Genomic DNA, 23783 nt, shown 5'->3' on the forward strand with positions numbered 1-23783 from the left:
TGCCGCGATGAGCACCTTCGGAGGACTCAACACCGCCTACACCGGCCTGGTCGCCGCCCGGCAGGGTCTCGACGTCGTGGGCCAGAACATCGCCAACGCGAACACGGAGGGGTACACCCGGCAGCGGGTGACGACCTCCGCGGTGGACGCGTCGACCCGTGTGGGCCTGATGAATTCCGGGGTGCGCCCCGGCCAGGGTGTCAGCGTCGACGGAATCGCCCGCCTCGGCAGCGCGTCGCTGGACGCCCAGGTGCGCGGCACCGCCGCGGTCGCCGGATACTCCGCGGTGCGGGCGAACGCGCTGAGCTCCGTCGAGGCCTCGCTGAAGGAGCCCGGCGAGAACGGGCTCTCCGCCCAGCTGCAGGAATTCTGGGCCGGCTGGCACGACGTGGCCAACGCCGCCGGTGAGACCGCGCCCGCCGGGGTGCTGCTGTCCCAGGCCGGCGCCGTCACCACCCAGATCAGGCAGGGGTACCAGGCGGTCGCCGCAAAGTGGTCGTCGGAACGCGGAAGCGTGGACACCATGGTCGCCGAGATCAACGGCGCGGCCGCCCAGGTGGCCGAGCTGAACGCGCGCATCCGTCAGTCGATTGCGGGCGGCGGAAACGCCAACGAGCTGATCGACCAGCGCAGCGGTCTCACCACGACCCTGGCCGCCCTCACCGGCGGCACCGTCGTCAACCGCCCCGACGGCACCGTCGACGTGCTCGTGGGCGGCAACGCGCTGGTCACCGGCGACACCGCCCGCCCACTCGTTGCGCTCGGTGCGCGCACCCTCGACGGTCCGAACGGCCTCACCGACCCGGCCGGCACCGCCGGGCCCGTGCGCGTGGAGTGGGCCGACCGCACCGGCGCGATCCCCGTCGACGGCGGCGAGCTCGCCGGCGCGCTCTCCCTGCTCACGAAAACGGATGCCGCCGGCACCGGCGGCGCCCTCGCCGAAGCCGCCGCGGCGTACAACTCCTTCGCCACGGGCCTGGCCGCGAAGGTCAACGCGATCTACTCCACCGGCGACAACTCGACCCGCCCCGGCCCCTTCTTCGGCTCAGCGGGCACGGGACCGGCCGCGCTGGGCCTGTTCGTCCTGCCGACGAACGCCGCCGAGCTCTCAACCGGGCTCACCGCGAACGGCGCCCTCGACGGCTCCATCGCCGACAGGATCGCCCAGCTCGGCGCCGGCACGGCCGTGGACGCCGCGGGAAACCCGGTGCGGTCCCCCAGCACCGACTGGTCGAACATTGTCACCTCGCTGGCCGTGACCACGAAGAACGCGCTGCGCCAGGCATCCCTCGCCGACCTCACCTCGACCGCCGCGGTGGGCGCTCAGCTGTCGAACTCCTCCGTCGATCTCGACGAGGAGAACGTCAACCTTCTTATGTTCCAGCACGCGTACCAGGGCGCCGCCCGGGTACTGACCGCCGTGGACGAAATGCTCGACACCCTGATCAATCGCACCGGACTGGTGGGAAGGTAACCCATGATCGCCCGCGTCACCTCCCAGACCCAGATGCGCTCCGCGCAGACCAATCTGCAGGCCAACCTCGCCCGGATGGCGCAGTTGCAGGAGCAGGCCACCACGCTCAAGGCCATCGCCCGCCCCTCCGACGACCCCGCTCGGGCAGCCGATTCCCTCACCGTGCGCGCCGAGCAGCGCGCGGTCACGCAGTACGCCCGCAACGCCGACAACGGCGACGGCTGGCTCACCACCGCCAGCATGGCACTGGCCGAGGCCACGAACCTGCTGAACCAGGTGCGCGACCTGACCGTGCAGGGTGCCAACGACGGCGCTCTCTCCCCCGCCGCGAAGGAGGCCATCGCGGCCCGCCTCGACGGCCTCACCCAGAACCTGCTCGCGCAGGCGAACGCCGACTACCTGGGCCGCAGCGTCTTCGCCGGAAATTCGGATGCCGGGCTCGCCTTCCGGGACGACCCCGACTTCACCTTCACGGGCACCGCGACCGCGAGCGTCGACCGCCGCATCGGCGCGGACACCACCGTGAGGGTCGACGCCGACGGCGCCGCCATCTTCGGCACGGCTACGAATTCGATTTTTGCTCTGATCGGCACCATCGCCGACGACTTGCGCGCCGGCACGAACGTGGGTGCCCACCTCACAGCCATAGACTTGGCAATGAAGACCGTGCTCACGGCGCAGACCGATGTCGGTGTGCGTCAGGCCCAGATCCAGAAAGCCGGGGAAGCACTCGTGCAGCACAAGGGAAATCTCGAGGCCCAGCGGGCCGGAATCGAGGATATCGACCTCGGCCAGGCCATCCTGGACCTGAAACTGCAGGAGGTCACCTATCAGGCGGCCCTGTCGGTCACCGCCCGGGTGCTCCAGCCGACGCTGATGGACTTCCTCCGATGAGCGCCGTTTCGACCGCCGGCACCGTGACCGCAGCCCTGAGCTTCGTGTCCCCGCCGCCCGGGCTGGACCCGCTGACCGAGTTCAGCCTGACCGAGATTCCCGGCGCCGACGGCCTGTTCTCGCTGCAGTCCGCAGAGGACCAGCGAACCCGTCTGTTCGTGCTCGACGCATCCGTCTACCTGCCCGATTACTCCCCCGTGATCAGCGACGAGCACGCGGCATCGCTCGACCTGACCGGGCCGGATGACGCGCTGCTGCTCGTGGTGACGAACCCCGGCGAGGACGGAACGACCGTGAACCTGATGGCGCCGATCGTCGTCAATGCCGCGTCCGGTCGCTCGGCGCAGATCATCCTCGACGGCCAGGACTGGCCGCTCCGCGCCGAGCTGGGTGCCCGCTCGGCCTGACCGGACGGCTCACCCTGCCGGCTTGGCGACCGAGTGGCTGCACTGCTGGGTGTCGCCCGGCGGATAGCCTTCGGATATGACCCAGGGCATCGATCTGCATTGCGGCGCACACCACCTCCCCGCAGCACTCGACGTTGAGACGCTCCTGGCCGGCTGGATGCCGGTCGACCCGGCCCAGGCCCGGTTGCGAAGCGAATATATCGACTTCGTGCGGGCGGGCCGCGGTTCTGCGCTCGACCGCGACGGCGGCGCCGAGCATCTGACCGCGAGTTGCTTCGTCTTCACTCCGGACCTGAGTCGCGTGCTGCTCTGCTTCCATAAAAAGGGCCGGTTCTGGTTGCAACTCGGCGGGCACATCGAGGCATCCGACCCCTCCGTGGCCGCGGCCGCACTGCGCGAGGCCCGCGAAGAGGGCGGCATCGCCGAACTCAGTCCTCTCGACGGCCGACTCGTTGCCGGGACCGGCGACCCGTTGCCGGTCGACGTGCACCGGCACGCGCTCAGTTCGCGGTTCGGGCGCTGCACCACGCACTGGGACATCGGTTTCGCGGCTGTCGCACGGGCCGATGCGATGCCCGTGACGAGCCACGAGAGCGAAGACGTCGCCTGGTGGCCGACGGATGCCCTGCCGCAGCAGGTCCCGCAGGGTTTCGGCGACCGCCTGGTCGTGGTGCTTCGCGAGTTGGTACACCGGCTGGGCGCGCACTGAGTACGCGCCGAGCACGCGCCGGGCACGCGCCGAGCATGCGCCGAGCATGCGCCGGGCACGCACTGAGCACGCACTGAGCACGCGCCGAGCATGACGGCCAAGCGAGGGACCGGGCGGCGCCTCCGCGCCGCCCGGGATCGGTGAGTGGGGTGACTGGGGTGGCTAGATCGTCTGCGAGATTCAGATGAAGTTGCCTTCGGTGTCGCGGAACCAGGCCGATTTCATGTCGTCGGCCGTGACGACCCCGTTCACCGTCTTCATGCCGGGGATGTCGAATTCCTCGAAGACGACTCCGCGTTCGCGGAGCGTGCTCATCTCGGCGTCGAGGTCATCCGTGATCCAGCCCATCTGGGTGTTCTGGGCCGTGCCGGCCTTACTGGTCTCGTAGATCTCGAAGACCGATCCCGACCCGACGTGGTACACGAGGACTCCCTCGTGGGTTTCGTCGGGGTCGAGGCCGAGCGCGTCGTGGTAGAACGACTGGGCTCGTTTGAGTTCCGCCGCCGGTAACACGGTGTGCAGTTCTTTCATCGTTGTGAAACGCCTCCTTGGTGGTGCAGGTGATTCGTGCCGCGTGTGGAGGGGTAGACGTTGAAGCCGCCGCGTATCGGGCATCCCGCGCCGCACTGGATGTCGATCAGGGCGTGCTACCGAGGCGGAGTGCCGACTGTCGGTGAAGCGGTGAGCGCGAATCGTGGCCGGAACTTTTCGCCCAGCAGGGGTAGGTTGACCATCCCGGCGGGCGTTGACTTTTCGCTTTTTCCACCTCAAACATACGCCGAAGGCCCGCCCGAGTGAAGAGCCGTTTCCGATGGCCAGCCCCGGTGGTCGGCCCGGTGGTCGAGCTTGTCGAGACCCGGTGCGTCGACCTCCAGAGGTTCGCCGGGGCATCCGTCTCGGTCGAATTCGCTGACCTCGGAGATTCTCGCGACACGCCGGGCAACCAGCGACCACAACCGGTGTTTTGCCAGAAATCTCCGCGTTTACGTGACAACGGATGCGTGCCGCCGGCCCAGTAGCGGATGCCCGTAGCGGGCCCTGGGCGCGTTGCTCTACTCCTCCACAATACGGGTGTGATCAGGTTATCCACAGGGTACTGACGGGTGTCGATCTGGCCCCACGAATGTCAGTGGCCGCCCGTAACGTGTGACTCATGAAGCCCTCATACCGTGAGCAGCTAGAACGCCTGGGTCGTCACTTCGATGCGATTCGGGAGACGCAGGCGGAGTCCGCCCGGGTCGACGCCCGCCTGGCCGAGCAGGTCGATCAGGCCCGCCGGTTCGCCGAGGCCCTGGCCCGGGACGCGGTCCAGGCAGCCAAAGACAAGGCTCGGGAAGGTCCTCCGGCCATGTCCGGGGTCACGGCCGGGGTGCCTCGTGCCCGGTGGGATGCCGCCATGGTCGCCAAACGGGAGTTCGTCACCGAGCTGGCGTGCACCCTGCGGCTGCCGGTGCGCTCGACCGAGACCCTGATCGCCGAAAGCCAGACCCTGATGAATGAGCTGCCCGCCACCCGGGCCGCGCTGCAGGACGGGTCGATCACGTACCGGCACGCGCAGGCGATCATGAACCAGGCCTGGTCACTCCCCGCCGAGGCACTGGCCGGGTTCGAAGAGGCGCTGTTGAAATCCGCTCCGCACCTGACCGTGGCCAACCTGAAGTACAAGGCACGCGTCATGCGGGAACGGCAGCACCCGGAGTCGATCACAGCCCGGCACCAGAAATCGGTGGCCGACCGCACGGTGGTCTTCGAGCCGGAGCCCGACGGGATGGCGTCGCTGTACTGGTTCGACTCGGCGGAGAAGGTGAAGGCCGGGTACGACCGCCTCACCGTGATGGGGATGAGCCTGCAGGGCCCGAACGAGACCCGCGCGTTGACGCAGCTGCGGGCGGACGTGTTCGAAGACCTCATCCTCGACGGGGTCACCGCCTCCGGGGTGGGCAAGGGAATCCGGGGCTCGGTGCACGTGACCGTCCCGGTGATGACGCTCCTCGGCCACTCCGAGGAACCCGGCCACCTCGAGGGATACGGACCGATCGACCCCGACACCGCACGCGAGATCGCGGCTCGGGCACCCGGCTTCATCCGAATCCTGATCCACCCGGAGACGGGAGTGGTGCTCTCGGTCGGGCGCACCCGCTACAAGGTGCCGAAGGAACTGCGACGGTACCTCCGGGTGCGAGACGAAACCTGCCGGTGGCCGGGCTGCCGCCGGGCGGCGACACAGTGCGACATCGACCACACCCTCGACTGGCAGTTCGACGGGCTGACGGAGCACGACAACCTGGCGCATCTGTGTTCGGCCGACCATGCGCTGAAGTCAGAGACCCGGTGGAGTTACGTGCACCTGCCGGACGGCACGCTGAAGTGGACATCGCCGACCGGGCGCACGTTCATCAGTGAGCCGGCCACGATCATCCGTGCGCCGGAGCGTCGACCGAAGCCGGGGCCGCAGCCGGGGCCTTCATCTGACGCGAGGTCTCGGCCACCCGAAGCGGACGAGCCGCCACCGTTCTGATGTTCCACCGTTCCGATGCTCCGATGCTCCGATGCTCCGATGCTCCGATGCTCCGATGCTCCGATGCTCCGATGCTCTGATGCTCGCAGCGTCGGACGCGCTCAGCGTCCGTCTCAGTGTGCGGCGTCGACGAATTTCAGCCCGACGACGCACCCCACTAGGCCGAGGATGAGCAGAATCTTCAGCAGAGAAGCCGGCTCGGCGCCGAAGACCATGGCGTAGAGCACGGTGAGCGCCGCACCGATCCCGACCCAGACGGCATACGCGGTCCCGGTCGAGATGTCCCGCATGGCAAAGGCCAGCCCGCCCATGCTGAGCGCGAGCGCCACCGCGAACACGACGGATGGCCACAGTCGGGTGAACCCGGCCGACTTACCGAGCGCCGTGGCCCAGACCGCTTCCAGAACCCCGGACACAATGAGAATGATCCACGACATGACAACAGCTCCCGTGGCCAGTCTTGTCGCGTGCCGGGTACTGAACCGTCGTCCGGAGCCGCGTCGCGCGGCCTCGGCCCACCCTAGCCTCCGAGCCTGCGCGATCCCTGCGCAGACCTACACAAGCCCTACACGAGCCCTACCCCGCGAGCAGAGCCGCCTCGAACGCCACCCACGGCAGCATCGCGCACTTGACGCGGGCCGGGTAACGAGAGACGCCGGCGAAGGCGGCAGCGTCACCGAGCACGTCCTCGTCGGGCTCGATCGTGCCGCGCGAGCGCAGCATCTCGCGGAAGGTGTTCAGCACGGCCCGCGCGGTGGCGACGTTCTCGCCCCGCACGATGTCGTGCAGCACGGATGCCGAGGCCATCGAAATCGAGCATCCGTCGCCGGCCCAGGCGAACTCCTCGATCACGACGTCGTCGGCAGGCTCGCCGGCCGACGCGGGCGAGCCGCCGGATTCACCGGCACGCAGGCCGATGCGCACGGTCACCTCGTCCCCGCAGGTCGTGTTCACCTGGTGCGACTCCGTCACGCGCAACCCGGAACCCGCACCGGCAGGGGAAGCACCGGCAGCAGTCCCGGCTTCCTCGAGGGGTGGCAGCCTCTCCGCCGAGGCACCGTGCCGGGCCTTGGCGTGGTCGAGAATGATCTGCTGGTAGAGCTGCTGCATGGCACTTTGGGTCATGACTTCACTCCGAAGAACGGGGCAACCTCGGCCAGGGTCGCCAGGAACCGGTCCACCTCGTCGGTGGTCGTGTACAGGTAGGTGCTCGCCCGCGTCGACGCGGTCACGCCGAGCCGGCGGTGCAGCGGCTGGGCGCAATGGTGCCCGACGCGCACCGCGATACCGGCCTCGTCGAGGTACTGACCGACATCGTGGGCGTGCACCCCGGCCAGGTCGAAACTGGCCAGACCAATGCGGTCGACTCCGGCCGGCGGCCCGAGCAGACGCACCCCGGGAATGCCGACGAGCCCGGCCACGAGGCGCTGCCCCAGTTCGGCCTCGCGCGCGGCGATGCGTTCCATCCCGGTCTCGGTCAGGTACTCCACCGCGGCGGCCAGGGCGATCGCCTGGGAGATGCGCTGGGTACCGGCCTCGAACCGCTGCGGCGGGGCGAGGAACTCGGCGGTGTGCATGTCCACGGTGGTGATCATGGATCCGCCGGTGAGGAACGGCGGCATGCCCGCGAGCAGCTCGGCCTTGCCGTAGAGCACACCGATGCCGGTCGGGCCGAGCATCTTGTGCCCGGAGAAGACGGCGAAGTCCACGTCGAGGGCGGCGACATCCACAGGCAGATGCGGCACCGACTGGCAGGCGTCCAGCAGCACCAGCGCGCCCACCGAGCGGGCCAGAGCTACGAGCTCGGCGACCGGGTTGATCGTGCCCACCACGTTGGAGGCGTGCGTGAGCGCGAGCAGGCGGGTGCGGGCTCCGATGACTCCCGCCGCCGCGGCCAGGTCGAGCGTGCCGTCACCCTGAACCGGGATGAACCGCAGGGTCGCGCCGGTACGCAACGCGAGCTGCTGCCACGGAATCAGGTTGGCGTGGTGCTCCATCTCGGTGACGACGATCTCGTCGCCGGCGCCGAGTGAGAATCGTGTCGCCGCGGGGCCGCCGAGGCCGAGCGACGCGTTGGAGAAGGCGTAGGCGACGAGGTTGATGCCCTCGGTCGCGTTCGACGTCCAGACGATCTCGTCGGCCTCCGCCCCGATGAACGCGGCCACGGTCGCCCGGGCTGCCTCGAACGTCTCGGTGGCTCCGAACGCGAGCGTGTGGGCCCCGCGGTGCACGGCTGCGTTGCGCTGCTCGTAGAACTCCTGCTCGGCCTCCATGACGCTGAGCGGGTTCTGCGAGGTAGCGCCCGAGTCGAGGTAATTGAGCGGATGCCCATTGACCAGCTGATCGAGAATCGGGAAGTCGTTGCGGATGCGGTCGACTTCCTCGTCCGTCAGCGGGCGAGCCATCGCACGGGTGGACGGTGAAGCGGAAGACGTCATATCAACCAGCGTATTCCCTCCCCCGGGCAATGCACACCGAACTCTGACAGGGGTGTCACGGCGAGGCAGACAGGTCGAGCCCGAACGTCAGGGCCCGGGTGAACTCGGCCTGCGGGTGCGCGAACACCGAGCGGGTCGGCCCCTCCTCGATGATGCGCCCGCCCTGCAGCACAATCACCCGGTCGGCCAGCGCGAGGGCGTCGAGCGGGTCGTGGGTGACCAGGATGACGGACCGATCGAGCAGTACCCGGTGCAGCAACTGGCGCTGGGCGGGCACCGCCGCCACGTCGAGCGCGGTCATGGGCTCGTCGAGCAGCAGCAGCCGCGGGCTGGCCGCGAGAGCCCGGGCCACCGCGACCCGCTGGGCCTGGCCGCCGGACAGCATCCCGGGCCGCCGGTCGGCGAAGTCGGACACCTCGGCGGCGGCGAGCCACTCGTCGGCGAGAAGTCGTGACGCAGCCCGGGATTCCCCCGCGCTGCGCGGCCCGAACGCCACATTGTCGCGCACGTTCAGGTGCGGGAAGAGCAGCGGCTCCTGGGCGAGCAGCACCGTGCGTCGGGCGTGCGGCGGTGTGAAGATGCCCGGCCGCCCACCGTCGGCACGGTCTGCACCGCCGACACGGTCTGCACCGTCGGCCGCCAGATCGAAGAAGACCTGCCTGTCGAGGGTGGCCCGACCCGAATCGGGCCGCAGCAGACCCGCGCAGAGCTCGACGATGGTGGACTTGCCGGCCCCGTTGGAGCCGAGCAGCGCCACCGTCTCGCCCGGCGACACGGTGAAGGCGACCTCCAGTCCGCGCCGACGCATCACGGCGGCCAGCTCGAAGGTCACGACAGTCCGCGCGGCCGGTGGGTGGCGACCATCACGATCAGAGCGACGGCCACGAGGAGGAGAGCAAGGGCGACGGCCGCATCCGCATCCGTTTCCCGCTGCAGGTAGATCTCGAGCGGCAGCGTGCGGGTGACCCCCTGCAGGCTGCCGGCGAACGTGAGGGTCGCCCCGAACTCACCGAGCGCGCGCGCGAACGCGAGCACCGCGCCGGAGACCAGACCGGGCAGCACCAGCGGTAGCGTCACCCGCCGGAAGACCGTGCCGGGGGTGGCGCCGAGCGTGGCGGCGACCGCCTCGAAGCGCGCGCCGGAGGCCCGCAGGGTCGCCTCCACGCTCAGCACCAGGAACGGCAGCGCCACGAAGGTCTGCGCGAGCACGACGGCGGTGGTCGAGAACGCGATCTGGATGCCGAGCACCTCGAAGGTCTCGCCGAGCAGGCCGCGGCGCCCGAAGGTCGACAGCAGGGCGATACCGCCCACAACGGGCGGCAGCACGAGCGGCAGCAGAACGACGGCGCGCACGAGGCGTTGTCCGGGAAACCGGCTGCGGGCCAGGCCGAGAGCCATCGGCACGCCGAACAGCAGGCAGAGCACGGTGCTCATCATGGCGGTGCGCAGACTGAGCAGCAGCGCCGCGACCGCCGCTTCGGAGGTCACGAGCGCACCGAACCGGGACCAGTCAACGCGCAGGGTCATGCCTACGATCGGCAGCACGATGAACAGGGCGCCGAGGGCAGCCACGAGAAGGGTCCAGCGAGGCACGCCGAGGGTGACCCGGCCGTCGTGGGGGCCGGTGTGGGGGCCGGTGTGGGAGTCGGAGCGACTCACCACCACCTCACGGCGCGCCAAAACCGGCCGCCCCGAGCACGGTCTGACCGGTCGCTCCGGTCACGAACCGGGTGAAGGCTGCCCCGAGCAGCGCCTGCTCACTGCCCGCCACGACGGCGATCGGATATTCATTCACGGCCTGATCTGCCTCCGGCACCGGGATGCCGAGAACCGCGTCGCCGGCGGAGGTTACGTCGGTCACATAGACGAGCCCGGCATCCGCGTCGCCCGATGTGACCTTGCCGAGCACGCCGGTGACGGCGTTCTCTTCGCTCACCGGCGCGAGCCGGACTCCGGCCGCCGCCTCGAGGGCCGGCAGCGCGGCGCCGCACGGCACCTGCGGCGCGCAGACCACTACGTCCACATTCGGCGCGGCGAGGTCGGCGAAGGAATCGATGCCGGCCGGGTTGTCGGCGGGCACGGCGATCATGAGGGTGTTGGTGGCGAAGACCACCGGGACGCCGTCGAGGAGGCCGTCGCCGCTGAGCTTGGCCATGGTCCTGGCGTCCGCGGCCGCGAACACATCGGCAGGGGCGCCCTCCCGGATCTGGGTCACGAGGTCGGCCGAGCCCCCGAAGTTAAGCGCGACCGTTACGCCGGGATGGACGGCCTCGAACCGGTCGGCCAGCTCCGTGAAGGTATCGGTGAGGGATGCCGCGGCGAACACGGTGAGCGTCTCGCCCTGCCCCGTAGGCGCCCCGGTTGCCCCCGACGAGGCCCCGGCCGTTCCTGCGCAGCCGGCCAGCACGACGGATGCCGCCGCCAGCCCGACCGCGACGCGCACGCTCCACAATCGGGTCACGACTGGCCCTTCGGGGTTTCGACGATCACGGTGGTGGCCTTGACCACGGCCACGGCCACCGACCCCGGCACCAGGCCGAGGTCACGCACGGCCTCGGTGCTCATCAGGGACACCACCCGGTGGGGGCCGCACTGCAGCTCGACCTGGCTCATCACCGGATCGCTCACCACGCGGGTGACCAGCCCGACGAAACGGTTGCGGGCCGAGCTCGCCGTCGTGGACGGATCCGCGGGCGACAGCGCGTCCTCTCGGGCCAGCGCGGTCTCCCGGGCCAGGTGGGCCAGGTCGGATCCGTCGACGACCATGCGTCCGGCGTCGTCGGTGCTCGCGGCGAGCGCCCCATTGTCGATCCAGCGCCGCAGGGTGTCGTCGCTGACCCCGAGGTATCCGGCGGCTTCCTTGATCCGTATCTGAGACATATTGAGCATCTTATTACCGCATCTGCGGAATAGACACCGGGAGGGGCGGGAACGCGGCTGCCGCAGTGGGGCAGGATGGAGCGCGTGACCGCCATAGCGAACCTTCCGTCGACTCCGTCCGAACCCACCGAACCACGCGCACCGCGCGCACCGCGCCGCGCGCAGGTCATCGTCGCCTCCACCCGCGCCGCGGCCGGGGTCTACCCGGACCGCACCGGCCCCGTCCTCGATGCCTGGCTGCGAGAGCGCGGCTTCACGCTCGGCGAGCGCCGCGTCGTGCCCGACGGCGCCCCGGTCGGCGCTGCCCTGATCGAGGCCCTCGACGCTGGCATCGACCTTGTGATCACCACGGGCGGCACGGGCGTCAGCCCCCACGACCTCACCCCTGAGCAGACCCTCCCGCACCTCGACCGGCTGCTCCCCGGGCTGATGGAGGAATTTCGCCGCCGCGGCGCCGCATCCACCCCTCTGGCCGTCATCTCGCGCGGTCACGCCGGGATCGCCCGCGGGCGCACCCTGGTGATCAACCTCCCCGGCTCCCCCAACGGCGTGAAGGATGGGCTGGGTCTCCTCGCCGACGTGCTCGACCACATCCTCGACCAGCTCCACGGTGTGGACCACTAGCTGGACTGGCCCACTGGCCCCACTGGCCCCACGAGCTCCTCTGGCTCCACTAGCCCCACCGGCTCCGGCCCGAACGAATTCGACGGAGACTCTGGTCAAATCGGCCCAAAACACGCCTAAACTCCGCTTTTGGCTCAAAATCTCCGTCGAATTGGTTCGCCCCCACCCTTCCGCGCACCCGTGCCCTGCGCGAAAACAGGGTGGCTCGCCGTGAGGATGCCGCGAGCACGCGCGTCGACTCGCGGGGCGACTCGGGCGAGTGGATAATTCAGGGTGTCGACCTGCACCCGAGCGGTCGAGTGAGGGAAACGATGGACCTCAACACCGTGCTCACGATCACCCCCGCCCGTCACCGTGACGATCTCGCGCTCCTCGACGCCCAGGTGGCCCCGCTCGCGGGCGGCTCCGACCTGTTCGCCGACCCGCAGACGCACCTCACCGGGCTGGTCGACCTGCAGACCCTGGGCTGGCCCGCTCTGACCCTGACGACGGATGCCGGCACCCTGGACACCGGCCCAGATGCCGCCACCGGCACGGATGCCCACACCGGCGAGCGCGCCACCGGCACCACCCCCGGCCTCACCATCGCCGCCACCTGCACCATCGCCGAACTCTCCCGGCTGGCGGCCGCACCCGGCTGGACCGCGCATCCGCTGATCTTCCAGTGCTGCACCGCCCTGTACGGCTCATTCAAGATCTGGAACGTCGCCACCGTCGGCGGCAACCTCTGCGCCTCCCTGCCAGCCGGCCCGATGACCAGCCTGGCTGCCGCCCTCGACGCGGAGGTGCTGATCTGGCGTCATGACGGCAGCGACGAACGGATGCCCGCAGCGTCCTTCGTCACCGGCAACACCACCAACGCGCTCCGCACCGGCGATGTGCTGCGGTCCATCCACGTGCCGACCTCCTCGCTGGCGGCCCGCACCGCATACCGCAAGATCGCCCTCTCCCCACTCGGCCGCTCCGGCGCCGTGCTGATCGGCCGGCTCGACCGCGCCGACCTCTCCGACAGCGACGACACAACCGCCCGCGACGCCAGCGCCGGCACCGGCCGCTTCGTGCTCACCGTCACCGCCGGCACCGTGCGTCCGGTGCAGCTGCGCTACGACTCCCTGCCCGACGCGGGCACACTTGCCCAGGACATCGCCGCCATCGACTGCTGGTTCACGGATGCCCACGGCGCCGCCGACTGGCGCCGCGCCGTGAGCGGCGTGCTCGGCGAGGAGATCCGAGCCGAGCTGGAACAGCAGCCCGAACCGAGACAAGAACCCGAACCGGCCGCGCGAGACCAGGCGGCACCCCGGAACGGAGACCGCTCATGAGATTCCAGATCAACGGCGAACCCGTCGACGCCTCCCCTGCCCCCGGGCAGTGCCTGCGCTCCTTCATCCGCGACCAGGAGCACTTCGAAGTCAAGAAGGGCTGCGACACCGGCGACTGCGGCGCCTGCTCCGTGCTGGTCGACGGCACACCGGTGCACTCCTGCATCTACCCGGCGTTCCGGGCCGAGGGCACAGAGGTCACGACCGTGGCCGGGCTCGGCCTGCCCGGTGATCTGGCCCCGATCCAGCAGCGCTTCGTCGACGCCGCCGGGTTCCAATGCGGGTTCTGCACCGCCGGCATGATCGTGACCGCGTCCGCCCTGACCGAGACCGACCTTGACGACCTCCCCCGCCTGCTCAAGGGCAACCTGTGCCGCTGTACCGGCTACCGCGCCATCGAGGACGCCATCCGCGGCAGCCACACCCCCGTCAACGGCTCAGCCAGGTCAGACGGCTCCTGTCGCACCGACGCACCGGCACGCACCGGCCTGGGCCCGGTCGTCCAGACCGGACCGCGCCCCGGCACGGTCGGCACCTCCCTGGCGGCCCCGGCCAGCGAACGCGTGGTCAGTGGGCAGGAGCCGTACACCCTCGACGTCACGGTGCCCGGCCTCCTGCACCTCAGCGTGCTGCAGAGCACGCAGGCGCACGCGCGCATCCGTTCGATCCAAACCGAGGCAGCCGCGGCCCTGCCCGGGGTGCACGCCGTGCTCACTTACGCCGACTCCCCGGCCACCCTGTTCTCCACCGCCCGGCACGAGGACCGCCTCGACGACCCCGACGACACCCTCGTGCTCGATTCGGTCGTGCGGTTCCGCGGCCAGCGCGTCGCGGCCGTCGTCGCCGACACCCTCGCCATCGCCGAGGCCGCCTGCCGCCTGATCGAGATCGACTACGAGACGCTCCCGGCCGTCTTCGACCCGCACGCCGCTCTCCTGCCCGGCGCTCCCCTGGTGCACGGCGACAAGGATGCCACCGCGAGCCGGCTGGCCGACCCGACCCGCAACCTGGTGGCCGAGCTGCACGGCGAATACGGCGACATCGCGGCCGGCCTGGCCGGCGCCGCCCACAGCGTGAGCGGAACCTGGCAGACCCAACGGGTGGCGCATACCCATTTGGAGACGCACGCCACCATCGGCTGGCTGGAGCCCGGCACGGCAGACGCATCGGCAGGCGGCGACCGGCTCATCCTGCGCACCAGTTCCCAGGTGCCGTTCCTGGTGCACCGCGAGATCTGCCGCCTATTCGCCCTCGACCCGGAGCGGCTGCGCGTGTTCACGGCCCGGGTCGGCGGCGGCTTCGGCGGCAAGCAGGAAATTTTGACCGAGGACATCGTCGCGCTCGCGGTGCTGAAGACCGGGCGCGCCGTGCAATACGAGTTCAGCCGTTCCGACGAGTTCACCCTCTCCCCGGCCCGTCACCCCATGCGCATCGACGTCACCCTCGGCGCCGACGACGCCGGCCGCCTCACCGCACTGAAGCTGGGTTTGCTCGCCGACACCGGCGCCTATGGCAACCACGGCCCCGGGGTGATGTTCCACGGCAGCTCCGAGTCGGTCAGCCTCTATCGGGTGCCCAACAAGCGGGTGGATGCCCGAAGCGTCTACACGAACAACCTCCCGTCGGGCGCCTTCCGCGGCTACGGCCTCGGCCAGGTGATCTTCGGCGTCGAGTCCGCACTCGACGAGCTCGCCCGCACCGTCGGCATCAACCCGTTCGACCTGCGCCGGCGAAACTCGGTCGGCCCGAACGACCCGCTCGTGGTCACCCACGTGGAGGGCGAGGACCTCATCTTCGGCAGCTACGGACTCGACCAGTGCTTCGACCTGGCCCAGACGGCCCTGGCCCGCGGCAACGGCGCCACCGTGCCGTCCGGCGAGCACTGGAAGACCGGCGAGGGCATGGCCACCGCCATGATCGCGACCACCCCGCCGCGCGGGCACTACGCGCAGGCCTCGGTCACCCTCGAAAACGCGGTCCTCGAATCCCCCACCCGCTACACCGTCCGCGTCGGCACGGCCGAGTTCGGCAACGGCACCACCACGGTGCACGCGCAGCTCGCCGCCACGGCCCTGCACACGACTGCCGACCGGATCGAGATCCTGCAGTCCGACACTGATGCCATCGGCTACGACACCGGCGCGTTCGGCTCCGCGGGCGTCGTCATCGCCGGCAAGGCCGTGCTCGCGGCGGCGAACGACCTGGCCGACACGCTGCGGTCCGCCGCCACGGAGAGGCACCCGGAGATCCCCGCCGCCGCCTGGACCCTGGAACCCGACGGGCTGCGCAGCGGAGCGGTGTTCACGTCGCTGGCCGAACTGGCCGGGCAGGCATCCGTAACCGGGGCATCCGTGCCCGGGGCATCCGCTCTCCGCGGTGTCGGCGCCGAAGACGGCGCCCGCCGCTCGGTGGCGTTCAACGTGCACGCGTTCCGGGTGGCCGTGAACACGCAGACCGGCGAGGTGCGCATTCTGCAGTCGATCCAGGCGGCGGATGCCGGGGTCGTGATGAACCCGGAGCAGTGCCGGGGCCAGATCGAGGGTGGGGTCGCGCAGGCGATCGGCACCGCGCTCTACGAGGAGGTCATCCTCGACGGGGCGGGCACCGTGACCACGAGCGTGCTGCGGAATTACCACATCCCGCAGCTCGCCGACCTGCCCGTGACCGAGGTGTACTTCGCGGACACGAGCGACGTGCTCGGCCCGTTCGGGGCGAAGTCGATGAGCGAGTCGCCCTACAACCCGGTGGCGCCCGCCCTGGCGAACGCGGTGCGCGACGCCATCGGCATCCGTCCCACCGAACTGCCGATGTCGCGCGACCGGATCTGGCGGCTGCTGCACCCCGTTCGCTCCTGAACGGGGTGCGATCCGCGGGTTACCGCTTCTTCGCCGTCCGCTCCTGCGCGTCGACGAGCACCGCGACCGTGCGGGCGGGAACGGTTACCGTGCCGGTCGCCGCGTCCCAGGTCGTCGACTTGACGAGCGCATCCCTCCCGGCGGCCTGGATGCCGCTGAGGGCGTAGCCGCGCCCGGCCAACTCGCTGAGCAGAACCGTCTGAGGTTCGGGGCTGGCGTTGAAGAGCACCAGCAGGCCGTCCAGTTTCTTGTCGACGTCGCCTCCCATCGTGTCGTCGACGCTCATGGCGATGACGCCGGGGGTGGCGTCCGGTCCGCTGGCCGGGAAGGTCAGCTTCTGGTTGATCAGCTTCGCATCGCCGAGCCGGAACAGCTCGGTCGACTGCTTGAGGCGCAGCAGGTCCTGGGCCTGGGCCGACGCGAACGAGATGTCGTCCGGCGTCGGCTTGAGGGCCGGGTCCTCGAGCAGCGGGCGCATGATGGCCCACTTGTCCTCGTTGGCGGCCGCTGACGGCAGACCGACGCCGAAGTTGCTGGTCTGGCCGGTCCAGTCGATGCGGTTGAACCAGTCGCCCGAGTTGTAGCTGTCGCGGTCGAGCGACTTCGAGCGCAGCAGGTCGGTTCCGGCGTGCCAGAGCGATGGCGCCTGCGACAGGGTCGCGGTGGCCAGGGACAGGGTGTTCATGCGCACCCGGTCGCTCATCCCGGTGTCGGCCGGCAGCTTGAGGGCGAGCAGGTCGTAGAGCGTCTCGTTGTCGTGCGCGTCGACGTAGTTGATCACCTCGTCCGGCTGGTCCGCATACCCGGCCGGCGACCCGTTGTAGTCGAGTTCGTCGCCGCGCTTCACCGTGCCGTCGCTGGTGACGAAGCTGAAGTCGCGCAGGTTCGCGGCCAGGCCGAGCCGCACCAGGTCGCTGGCCTGCCCGAGCCGGGCGAGCGCCTGCTCGGGGGTGCCGTTGATCGCCACGCCGTTGGGATCGGTGCCGAGCCCGGTGCCGAAGCCCTGCTGCTGCACGGTGCTGCCGTCGACGGGGCTGCCGCCGTGCACCGCGTCGCGCAGCCGGTCGTTGAACGTGCCGATGCCGGTTCCGCCCAGCTGGCCCTGCGTCGCCTGCTCGAACAGGGCGTTGTTCGCGACCTCGCCGAAGTTCCAGCCCTCACCGTAGAGGTAGATCGCCTGGCCGTTCACGCCGTCCTTTTTCAGGGTGAGCGCGTCGAGGGCATCCCGCACGGCCAGCAGGTTGGCCTTCGAGTGGTGGCCCATCAGGTCGAACCGGAACCCGTCCACGCGGTACTCCTTCGCCCAGAGCACGACGGAGTCGACCATGAGCTTCTGGGCCAGTTCGTGCTCGGTGGCGATGTTCTGGCAGCAGGTGGAGGTCTCGACGGAGCCTTGCGGGTTGAGACGGTGGTAGTAACCGGGCACGACCTGGTCGAGCACCGATTTCTCCCCCTGGCCGCTCTGCGCGGTGTGGTTGAATACCTCGTCGAGTACGACCTGCAGGCCGTCCTCGTGCAGGGCCCCCACCATGCCGCGGAACTCGGCCACCCGGGCGCCGCCGTGGGCGTTCACCGCGTAGGACCCCTCCGGCGCCGAGAAGTGGAACGGGTCGTAGCCCCAGTTGAAGCCGTCCTGGTCCCTGATCGCCTGGATGCACGCCTGCTGGCCCGGCGAGGCCGGTCCGAAGGAGGCCAGGTCGCAGGCCGGAACGGCCTGGAGGGCGCGGTCTTCCTGGATCGTTGCGATGTCGAAGGTCGGCAGCAGGTGCACGGTGTTGAGCCCGGCAGCCGCCAGCTCGGACAGATGCCGGGTTCCCGCGCTGTCGACCCCGAACGCGCCGTAGGTGCCGCGGAGCTCTTCCGGAACGGTGTCGTCGGAGATCGAGAAGTCGCGCACGTGCAGTTCGTAGATCGACCGGTCCACGGCCTTCACGGTGACCGGCGCCTTCGCTTTCTCCCACGCCTTGGGGCGGTAAGCCTTATCGGCCAGGTCGACGAGCACCGACCGGGTGGAGTTCTGCGTCAGGGCGACCGAGTACGGGTCGGTGACCTGGTTCACCTCGATCTTCCCCGTCGTCGGCGCGAACACCGTGACCTCGAAGACGAAGGATGCGCCGGTCCAGTTCTTGGCGCCGGTCGCGGTCCACGTGCCGTCATCCTGGCGCGTCAACGCGATGCGCTCCGGGCCGGCCGTGTCGCCCGACGTCCAGACGAGCGCGTCGACGTTCTGCGCCGTGGGAGCCCAGACCGCGATCGTGGGCCGCTTCTTCGACCAGGTGACGCCGAGCGTCCGGTCCGCTGCGGCATCCGCGTAGAGGTCGTCGAGCACGCCGGGCAGTTGCACGCCCGTGAACGCGGTGAGGATGCCTGTGGTGTCGTCGGTGTCGGTGTCGGTGTCGGTGCCGGTGCCGGTGCCGGTGCCGGACTGGGCCACCGCCAGCTGGGTGGTCAGCAGCCGTTCCAACTCTGTCCGGTCCACACCGACCGGGCGCAGGGCCACGGACCCGGCGAGGGCCGGGAAACGCGCTTTCTCCGCGTCGGAGAGACCGGCCGGGTCGTACTCGAGGGCGACCGTGTCACCGCCGGTCACCGCTCCGTCGGTGACCGCCAGGTCGGCGGCCGACGAGGAGTGCAGCATGTAACCGAGCGCGGCCGGGTCGGCATTCGCGGGCAGCAGGTCACGCGGCCAGGCGAGAGTCTTCTCGCTTACCCAGTGCGCGCGCTGCGCTCCGGTGCCGGCCAGCGGCGGGTCGGTCACCGTGATCGTGAGCACGTGGGCGGCGAGGTCGTAGCTGAACAGGGTTTCCTTGCCCTCGGTGGCCGTGAACGACAGGTTCGCGCCGTTCGGCACGCCGTCGGCGCCATAGTTCTCGTCCCAGCCGAGGTTGTGCGCGACCTTCGCCTCGTATGAGCCGGTCGGCAGGGTGTTCGAACTCAGGGTGAGGATGCCGTCGCCGTCCACGTCCTGCAGCCAGGTTGCGAGGCAGTCCGGTTTCCAGTCTCCGGGGCAACCGGCCTCCTCCTGGAAGGAACCGGCCGCGACGACGATATCGCCCTCGGCCGTGCCCTGAAAGAAGTTGTTGCGCGGGTCGAAGTAGAACGTGACCGGGCCGCCGTCGGTCGTGTAGCTCACGTTGTCGCCGCCGGGAACACCGCCGGAACCGTAGTTGAGGTCCCAGGAGCCGTTGACGGCGATCTTGTACTCGTAGTCGCCGGCCGGAAGGTCGAAGGTGCCGGCGTAGATGCCGTCGGCCCGGAGGGTCAGTTTCGCGGCCTCACAGCCGGGCTGCCAGTCCCCGGCACAACCCATCTCGGAGTTGTGACTACCGGCCACCGTGACCAGGTCGATCGCGGCGTCGGGCGTGCCGGTATCGGCGAGCGAAACCGTGTTGCCCACGGAAGCGAAGCTGGACGCGGCGGCCCGCTGGCCGGCGGCATCCGTGGAGACGGCGCGGTATTCGACCAGGGTGCCCGTGGCGAGGCCGGCGGTGTCGTGGAAGACCCGCGGAGTGGTGTCTTCGGCGGTGCCGAGGCTGGTCCACGCAGTGTCACCCACGACCCGCCAGGCGAAGCCGGTCTCCTGCCAGGTCCCGTCGTCGACGGTGGCCCCGACGGGTGAGACGCCGGTGACGCCGGCTCCGGCTGCCGGGGCGGCGACCGTGATCGCGGCGGCCGCGGCCGGAGCGCTGACGGGTCGGTCGGCCACGAGCACGACCGAGCCGCGGGCCGGCACGGTGACGGCCAGGTCGCCGGTATCGCCGGATAACGCGGAAGCGGTGTCGCCGAACAGCACCGAGTAGGACGCACCCGTGGTGAGGGCGGGGATCGTCACGGTTTTCGCCGCGGCCGAGTTGTTGACGGCGACGAGGTGTTCGATCTTCTCCGTGCGGTCGACCCGGCTGAACGCGTAGACGCCGGCCCCGGTGTCGGCGTAACGCTCGATCTGGGCGCCCGTCGCGAGGGCCGGGTGGTCGCTCCGCAGCGCGGAGAGCTCAGCGATCCGACTGTAGAGCGGCGCATCCGTCCCGAACCGGTCGACCGAACCGGCGGTCTCGCCGGTGATCAGCGGCTGGTTCGCGTACTCGGGCACCTGGCTGGCGAACAACGACTGGCGGGCGTCCTTGTCGCCGCCCGCGCCCATGAAACCCTGCTCGTCGCCGTAGTAGACCACCGGCTGGCCGCGGGTCAGGAACATGAGCTCGTGGGCGAGCACGTCGCGGGCCAGCGGGTCATCGGTGTTCTTCAGGAAGTAGCCGATCCGGCCCATGTCGTGGTTGCCGAGGAAGGTCGGCAGCGCGGAGGCGTTGGAGTCGGGAGTCGTGTAGAGGTCGTCGGAGGCGAACAGCTGGCTGAGCCCCTTCGCGGAGTTGCCGGCGGCGAAGCTGGTCGCCTGCGACTGGAATCCGAAGTCGAGCACCGAGTTGAGGTCGGTCTTGCGCACGTACGGGGACGTTTTCGCGGCATCCGCGTCGTAGACCTCACCGAACATGAAGAAGTCGGGCTTGCCGGCGGCGTGCGCGTAGTCGAGCACCTGCGTGGACCACGTGTCCCAGAACTCCAGGTTGACGTGCTTGACCGTGTCGATGCGGAAGCCGTCGATACCGAGGTCGACCCAGTCCGTGTACACGTCGACGAAGCCGTTCACGACGGCCGGGTTCTCGGTCATCAGGTCGTCGAGGCCGGAGAAGTCGCCGTCGAGGTTGCTCTCACCCTCGAAGGTCGAATCTCCCCGGTTGTGGTATAGCGTCGGGTCGTTCAGCCAGGCCGGCACCTTGACCGTGGCGTCGGCGGCCGCGACGAACGGCGTGTAGGGGAAGGATATCCCGTCGAGGGTCGGGAATTCGTTGGTCCCCGCGTAGTCGGCCGGGTCGAAGGGCTCGCCGGCCGCGGTCGTGTAGGGCGACGTGGCCTTGTCGATGTAGGAGTACTGCTTCTCCTCGTTGTCGATGACGTCGGCGGTGTGGTTGGTGATGATGTCGAAGTACACCTTGATGCCGCGGGCGTGCGCGTCGTCGATGAGCGCCTTGAGCTCGGCGTTGGTGCCGAGGTGCGGGTCGATCTGGGTGAAGTCGGTGATCCAGTAGCCGTGGTAGCCCGCGGACGCGTTCGCGCCCTCGCCCTGCACGGCCCGGTTCTTGAAGGACGGCGTGAGCCAGAGGGCGCTCGTGCCGAGACCCTCGATGTAGTCGAGCTGGGAACGGAGCCCGGCGAGGTCGCCGCCGTTGTAGAAGCCCTTGTTCGCGGGGTCGTAGCCGGACACCAGTGGGTCGTCGCCGAGGCCGGCGGTGTTGTTGGCCGGGTCGGCGTCCTTGAACCGGTCGGTCATCACGAAGTAGAACTGCTCGTCGCTGCCGGGCTGGCGGATGGGCGCGGCCGCCACGGCCTCGTCCTCCGCGGAGTAGGCACCGGCCAGGGAGAGTACCTCGAGGCCGACGCGCTTCCGGTTGTGGTCGAAGGTGAAGCTCAACCGGCTTTCACCGGCGATGGTCAGCGGGATGTTGTCGGCACCACCGTCCAGCCCGTAGGTCTCGTCCCACGCGTCGTTGAAGGCGACCTTATAGTCGTAGCTGCCGGCCGGCACCGTGAACTCGGCGGACCAGACCCCGTCGACGCCCGTCGGGGCCAGCTCGGTGGACTCGCAGGCCGGCTGCCAGTCCTCCGTGCAGCCCAACTCGCTCTGCAGGCTGCCGACCAGGGCGACCGTCGGGGTGGCGGCGGCCGCGGACACCTCGGAGAAGGCGAGACCGGAGAGAACGATCGCGCCGGCTCCGATCGTGGCCACAATGCGGCGGATGGCCGGGCGGCGTGTAGCGGTGCGTTTCGTCAACAGTGACTCCCCCTGTCTCGCGCCCGGTGGCGCTGAGAACAACAGATGTGACGCTACTCCGTCGCGTACCGCTTATGCAAGCGTTTGCTGCAAGCGTTTACTTGATCGCGCGGCGGTCGAGCCTGACGACCCCCAATACACTGAACGAGTCCGGTGGAAACGAGTCCACTGGAAGAGAACGACGAACAGAGAACGGGCTCTCACGTGACACCGTCCAGCCGGGTCTACCGCGGCCACATCTTCCACATTGCCGGCTCCCCCACCGTGGCCGCCGCGCACCGGCACCTCGTGTCCCTGCCCGACGGCGTCCTGGTGACCACCGACACGGGCCGGATCGCCTGGGTGGGCTCATTCGTCGACCTCCCTGCCGTCTACGAAACCCTGGCGGTCACCGACAACCGGGGCGGTTTCATCCTGCCCGGCTTCGTCGACACCCACGTGCACTTCCCGCAGACCTATTCCACGGATTCCTATGGCGGCGGCCAGCTGCTCGAGTGGCTGGACAACTGCGTCTTCCCGGCCGAGGCTCGCCTGGCCGACCCCGGGTTCGGCGAGCAGATCGCCCGGGACTTCACCCGTCGCCGCGTCGCCGCGGGCACGACCAGCGCCCTAGTCTTCGGCTCCGCGTTCCCTCCCGCGCAGGACGCCCTGTTCGAGGAGTCGCACCGGGCCGGACTGCGCCTGGTCAGCGGGCGCGGAATCCAGACGGTCGGTTCGAAGCCCGCGCAGGCGCTGCTCACGAGCGAGGCCAGGGCCCTGGAGCTTGTGACGGATGAGATCGCCCGCTGGCACGCGGTCGACACCGGCGACCCCGCCACCGCGCTGCTTCAGGTGGCGGTGGTGCCGCGGTTCAGCCTCTCCGTCACCCCCACGACCCTGGCGGGGCTCGGCGAGCTCTACGACGCGGTGCGCGGCCAAGGGGTCTACTTCCACAGCCACCTGAATGAGAACAACCGGCCCGGCACGGGCGAGATCGGCGTCGTGAAGTCGGTCTATCAGGTCGACACCTACCTCGACACCTACGACGGCCGGTTCCTGCCGGGTTCGGCGCGGGGCGGGTCGAGCCTGCTAGGGCGGCGCAGCATCCTCGCCCACGCCGTGCACTGCGAGAACAGCGAGCTGGCCCGCCTGGCCGAGACCGGAACGAGCGTGGCGCACTGCCCCACGTCGCAGCAGTTCCTGGGATCGGGCACCATGCCGTGGCTGCGCACGACGTCGTTCGGCGTGAATGTGGCGATCGGGTCGGATGTCGGCGCGGGCGACGAATGGCTCATCTCCCGGGTGCTCAACGACTGTTTCAAGGTGCACCTCTCCGAGCCCGGAGAGGCGGGCCTGTCGCTGGATCCGGCCGCCCTGCTCTTCACCGGCACCCTGGCCGGCGCGCGCGCACTCGACATGGAGGCCCGGTTCGGCAACTTCGACGTGGGCAAGGACGCCGACTTCCTCCTGATCGAGCCGGACCGCTGGGAGCCCCTTGCCACGGTGCTCGAGCGCGGCATCCGAGCCGACGACGAGGAGATGGCCACCGACCAGACCCTCTTCGCGCTTCTGCTGGCCCTCCGCCAGCCCGCGATCGCCGGCGTCTTCGTGCGCGGCCGCCGGGTGCTCGCCCCGACCGGCGGTTGAGCCGCCCGGCGATTGAGCCGCCCTCCCGCCTTCCAGTCCCGCCCTCAATCCCGCCCTGGCCGAACGAATTCGACGGAGATTTTGCTTAGAACCGGCCCACAGCATCCGTTTCACCCTGAAATCGGTAGAATCTCGGCTCCCCTGCTCTATCCGTGGGTGTTTCGGAGCGCCTTAACGGCCGCACGCCGCTTCCTGTCTAGGTTTCTGAC

At 69.8% G+C, this 23783-nt stretch carries 18 protein-coding genes and 1 riboswitch; of the genes, 9 read left to right on the forward strand and 9 right to left on the reverse strand.

The window, feature by feature from the left end; genetic code table 11:
- The first annotated feature begins 7 nt into the window (after positions 1-7).
- The 4 genes from flgK (at position 8) to CXY82_RS13240 (ending at position 3484) form a co-directional block, all read left to right on the forward strand.
- On the forward strand, positions 8-1474 hold the full coding sequence (flgK, locus tag CXY82_RS13225) for a flagellar hook-associated protein FlgK (RefSeq protein WP_104171320.1): 1467 nt from the start codon (positions 8-10) through the stop codon (positions 1472-1474).
- A 3-nt stretch (positions 1475-1477) separates the two neighbouring features.
- The gene (flgL, locus tag CXY82_RS13230) at positions 1478-2368 is read left to right on the forward strand and encodes a flagellar hook-associated protein FlgL (protein WP_104171321.1); all 891 of its coding nucleotides are present in this window, start codon (positions 1478-1480) and stop codon (positions 2366-2368) included.
- Positions 2365-2775, forward strand: a complete 411-nt coding sequence (locus CXY82_RS13235; RefSeq protein ID WP_104171322.1) for a flagellar assembly protein FliW — start codon at positions 2365-2367, stop codon at positions 2773-2775. The genes flgL and CXY82_RS13235 overlap by 4 nt, the downstream gene beginning before the upstream one ends.
- A gap of 76 nt (positions 2776-2851) precedes the next feature.
- Entirely contained in the window at positions 2852-3484 is a 633-nt protein-coding gene (locus CXY82_RS13240; protein ID WP_104171323.1) for an NUDIX domain-containing protein, read from the forward strand.
- A 180-nt stretch (positions 3485-3664) separates the two neighbouring features.
- Here CXY82_RS13240 and CXY82_RS13245 read toward each other — a convergent pair whose 3' ends face one another.
- Positions 3665-4015 (reverse strand): VOC family protein, encoded by a 351-nt coding sequence (locus CXY82_RS13245; protein WP_104171324.1) that lies wholly within the window; start codon positions 4013-4015, stop codon positions 3665-3667.
- A 622-nt stretch (positions 4016-4637) separates the two neighbouring features.
- Here CXY82_RS13245 and CXY82_RS13250 point away from each other — a divergent pair.
- On the forward strand, positions 4638-6002 hold the full coding sequence (locus CXY82_RS13250) for an HNH endonuclease signature motif containing protein (RefSeq protein WP_104171325.1): 1365 nt from the start codon (positions 4638-4640) through the stop codon (positions 6000-6002).
- Between the two features lie 113 nt (positions 6003-6115).
- Here CXY82_RS13250 and CXY82_RS13260 read toward each other — a convergent pair whose 3' ends face one another.
- From CXY82_RS13260 to CXY82_RS13290, 7 genes are all read right to left on the reverse strand, one after another.
- Positions 6116-6439 (reverse strand): multidrug efflux SMR transporter, encoded by a 324-nt coding sequence (locus CXY82_RS13260; protein WP_104171326.1) that lies wholly within the window; start codon positions 6437-6439, stop codon positions 6116-6118.
- A 12-nt stretch (positions 6440-6451) separates the two neighbouring features.
- Positions 6452-6515, reverse strand: a riboswitch (guanidine-III (ykkC-III) riboswitch).
- Between the two features lie 63 nt (positions 6516-6578).
- Positions 6579-7127 carry a Fe-S cluster assembly sulfur transfer protein SufU gene (sufU, locus tag CXY82_RS13265; protein WP_104171327.1) on the reverse strand — a complete coding sequence of 183 codons (549 nt, stop codon included), beginning with the start codon at positions 7125-7127 and terminating at the stop codon, positions 6579-6581.
- Positions 7124-8440: an aminotransferase class V-fold PLP-dependent enzyme gene (locus tag CXY82_RS13270; protein ID WP_104171328.1), complete on the reverse strand. Its 1317-nt coding sequence runs from the start codon at positions 8438-8440 to the stop codon at positions 7124-7126. Before CXY82_RS13270 ends, sufU begins: the two co-directional genes overlap by 4 nt.
- Positions 8441-8495: 55 nt before the next feature.
- Positions 8496-9272, reverse strand: coding sequence for a sulfate/molybdate ABC transporter ATP-binding protein (locus CXY82_RS13275; RefSeq protein WP_104171329.1), 777 nt, complete (start codon positions 9270-9272; stop codon positions 8496-8498).
- Positions 9269-10033: an ABC transporter permease gene (locus tag CXY82_RS13280; RefSeq protein WP_233199344.1), complete on the reverse strand. Its 765-nt coding sequence runs from the start codon at positions 10031-10033 to the stop codon at positions 9269-9271. Before CXY82_RS13280 ends, CXY82_RS13275 begins: the two co-directional genes overlap by 4 nt.
- 73 nt (positions 10034-10106) lie before the next feature.
- Positions 10107-10901: a molybdate ABC transporter substrate-binding protein gene (gene modA / locus CXY82_RS13285; protein ID WP_199180967.1), complete on the reverse strand. Its 795-nt coding sequence runs from the start codon at positions 10899-10901 to the stop codon at positions 10107-10109.
- Entirely contained in the window at positions 10898-11320 is a 423-nt protein-coding gene (locus CXY82_RS13290; protein ID WP_104171331.1) for a molybdopterin-binding protein, read from the reverse strand. The genes modA and CXY82_RS13290 overlap by 4 nt, the downstream gene beginning before the upstream one ends.
- 93 nt (positions 11321-11413) lie before the next feature.
- Here CXY82_RS13290 and CXY82_RS13295 point away from each other — a divergent pair, with 93 nt between their 5' ends.
- The 3 genes from CXY82_RS13295 to CXY82_RS13305 all read left to right on the forward strand — a co-directional run bounded on the left by CXY82_RS13295 (position 11414) and on the right by CXY82_RS13305 (position 16121).
- Positions 11414-11944, forward strand: coding sequence for a molybdenum cofactor biosynthesis protein B (locus CXY82_RS13295; RefSeq protein ID WP_233199345.1), 531 nt, complete (start codon positions 11414-11416; stop codon positions 11942-11944).
- A 311-nt stretch (positions 11945-12255) separates the two neighbouring features.
- A complete protein-coding gene (locus CXY82_RS13300) occupies positions 12256-13266 on the forward strand; it encodes an FAD binding domain-containing protein (protein WP_104171333.1) in 1011 nt (336 codons plus the stop codon).
- A complete protein-coding gene (locus CXY82_RS13305) occupies positions 13263-16121 on the forward strand; it encodes a molybdopterin-dependent oxidoreductase (protein ID WP_104171334.1) in 2859 nt (952 codons plus the stop codon). The genes CXY82_RS13300 and CXY82_RS13305 overlap by 4 nt, the downstream gene beginning before the upstream one ends.
- A gap of 19 nt (positions 16122-16140) precedes the next feature.
- On the opposite strand, the gene pulA is transcribed toward CXY82_RS13305, so the two are convergent.
- A complete protein-coding gene (gene pulA, locus CXY82_RS13310; RefSeq protein ID WP_104171335.1) occupies positions 16141-21948 on the reverse strand; it encodes a pullulanase-type alpha-1,6-glucosidase in 5808 nt (1935 codons plus the stop codon).
- Between the two features lie 204 nt (positions 21949-22152).
- On the opposite strand from pulA, the gene CXY82_RS13315 reads away from it, so the two are divergent.
- A complete protein-coding gene (locus CXY82_RS13315) occupies positions 22153-23574 on the forward strand; it encodes an amidohydrolase family protein (protein ID WP_104171336.1) in 1422 nt (473 codons plus the stop codon).
- Positions 23575-23783: the final 209 nt, after the last annotated feature.

The organism is Cryobacterium sp. M23 (assembly GCF_002929655.1).
Classification (GTDB): domain Bacteria; phylum Actinomycetota; class Actinomycetes; order Actinomycetales; family Microbacteriaceae; genus Cryobacterium; species Cryobacterium sandaracinum.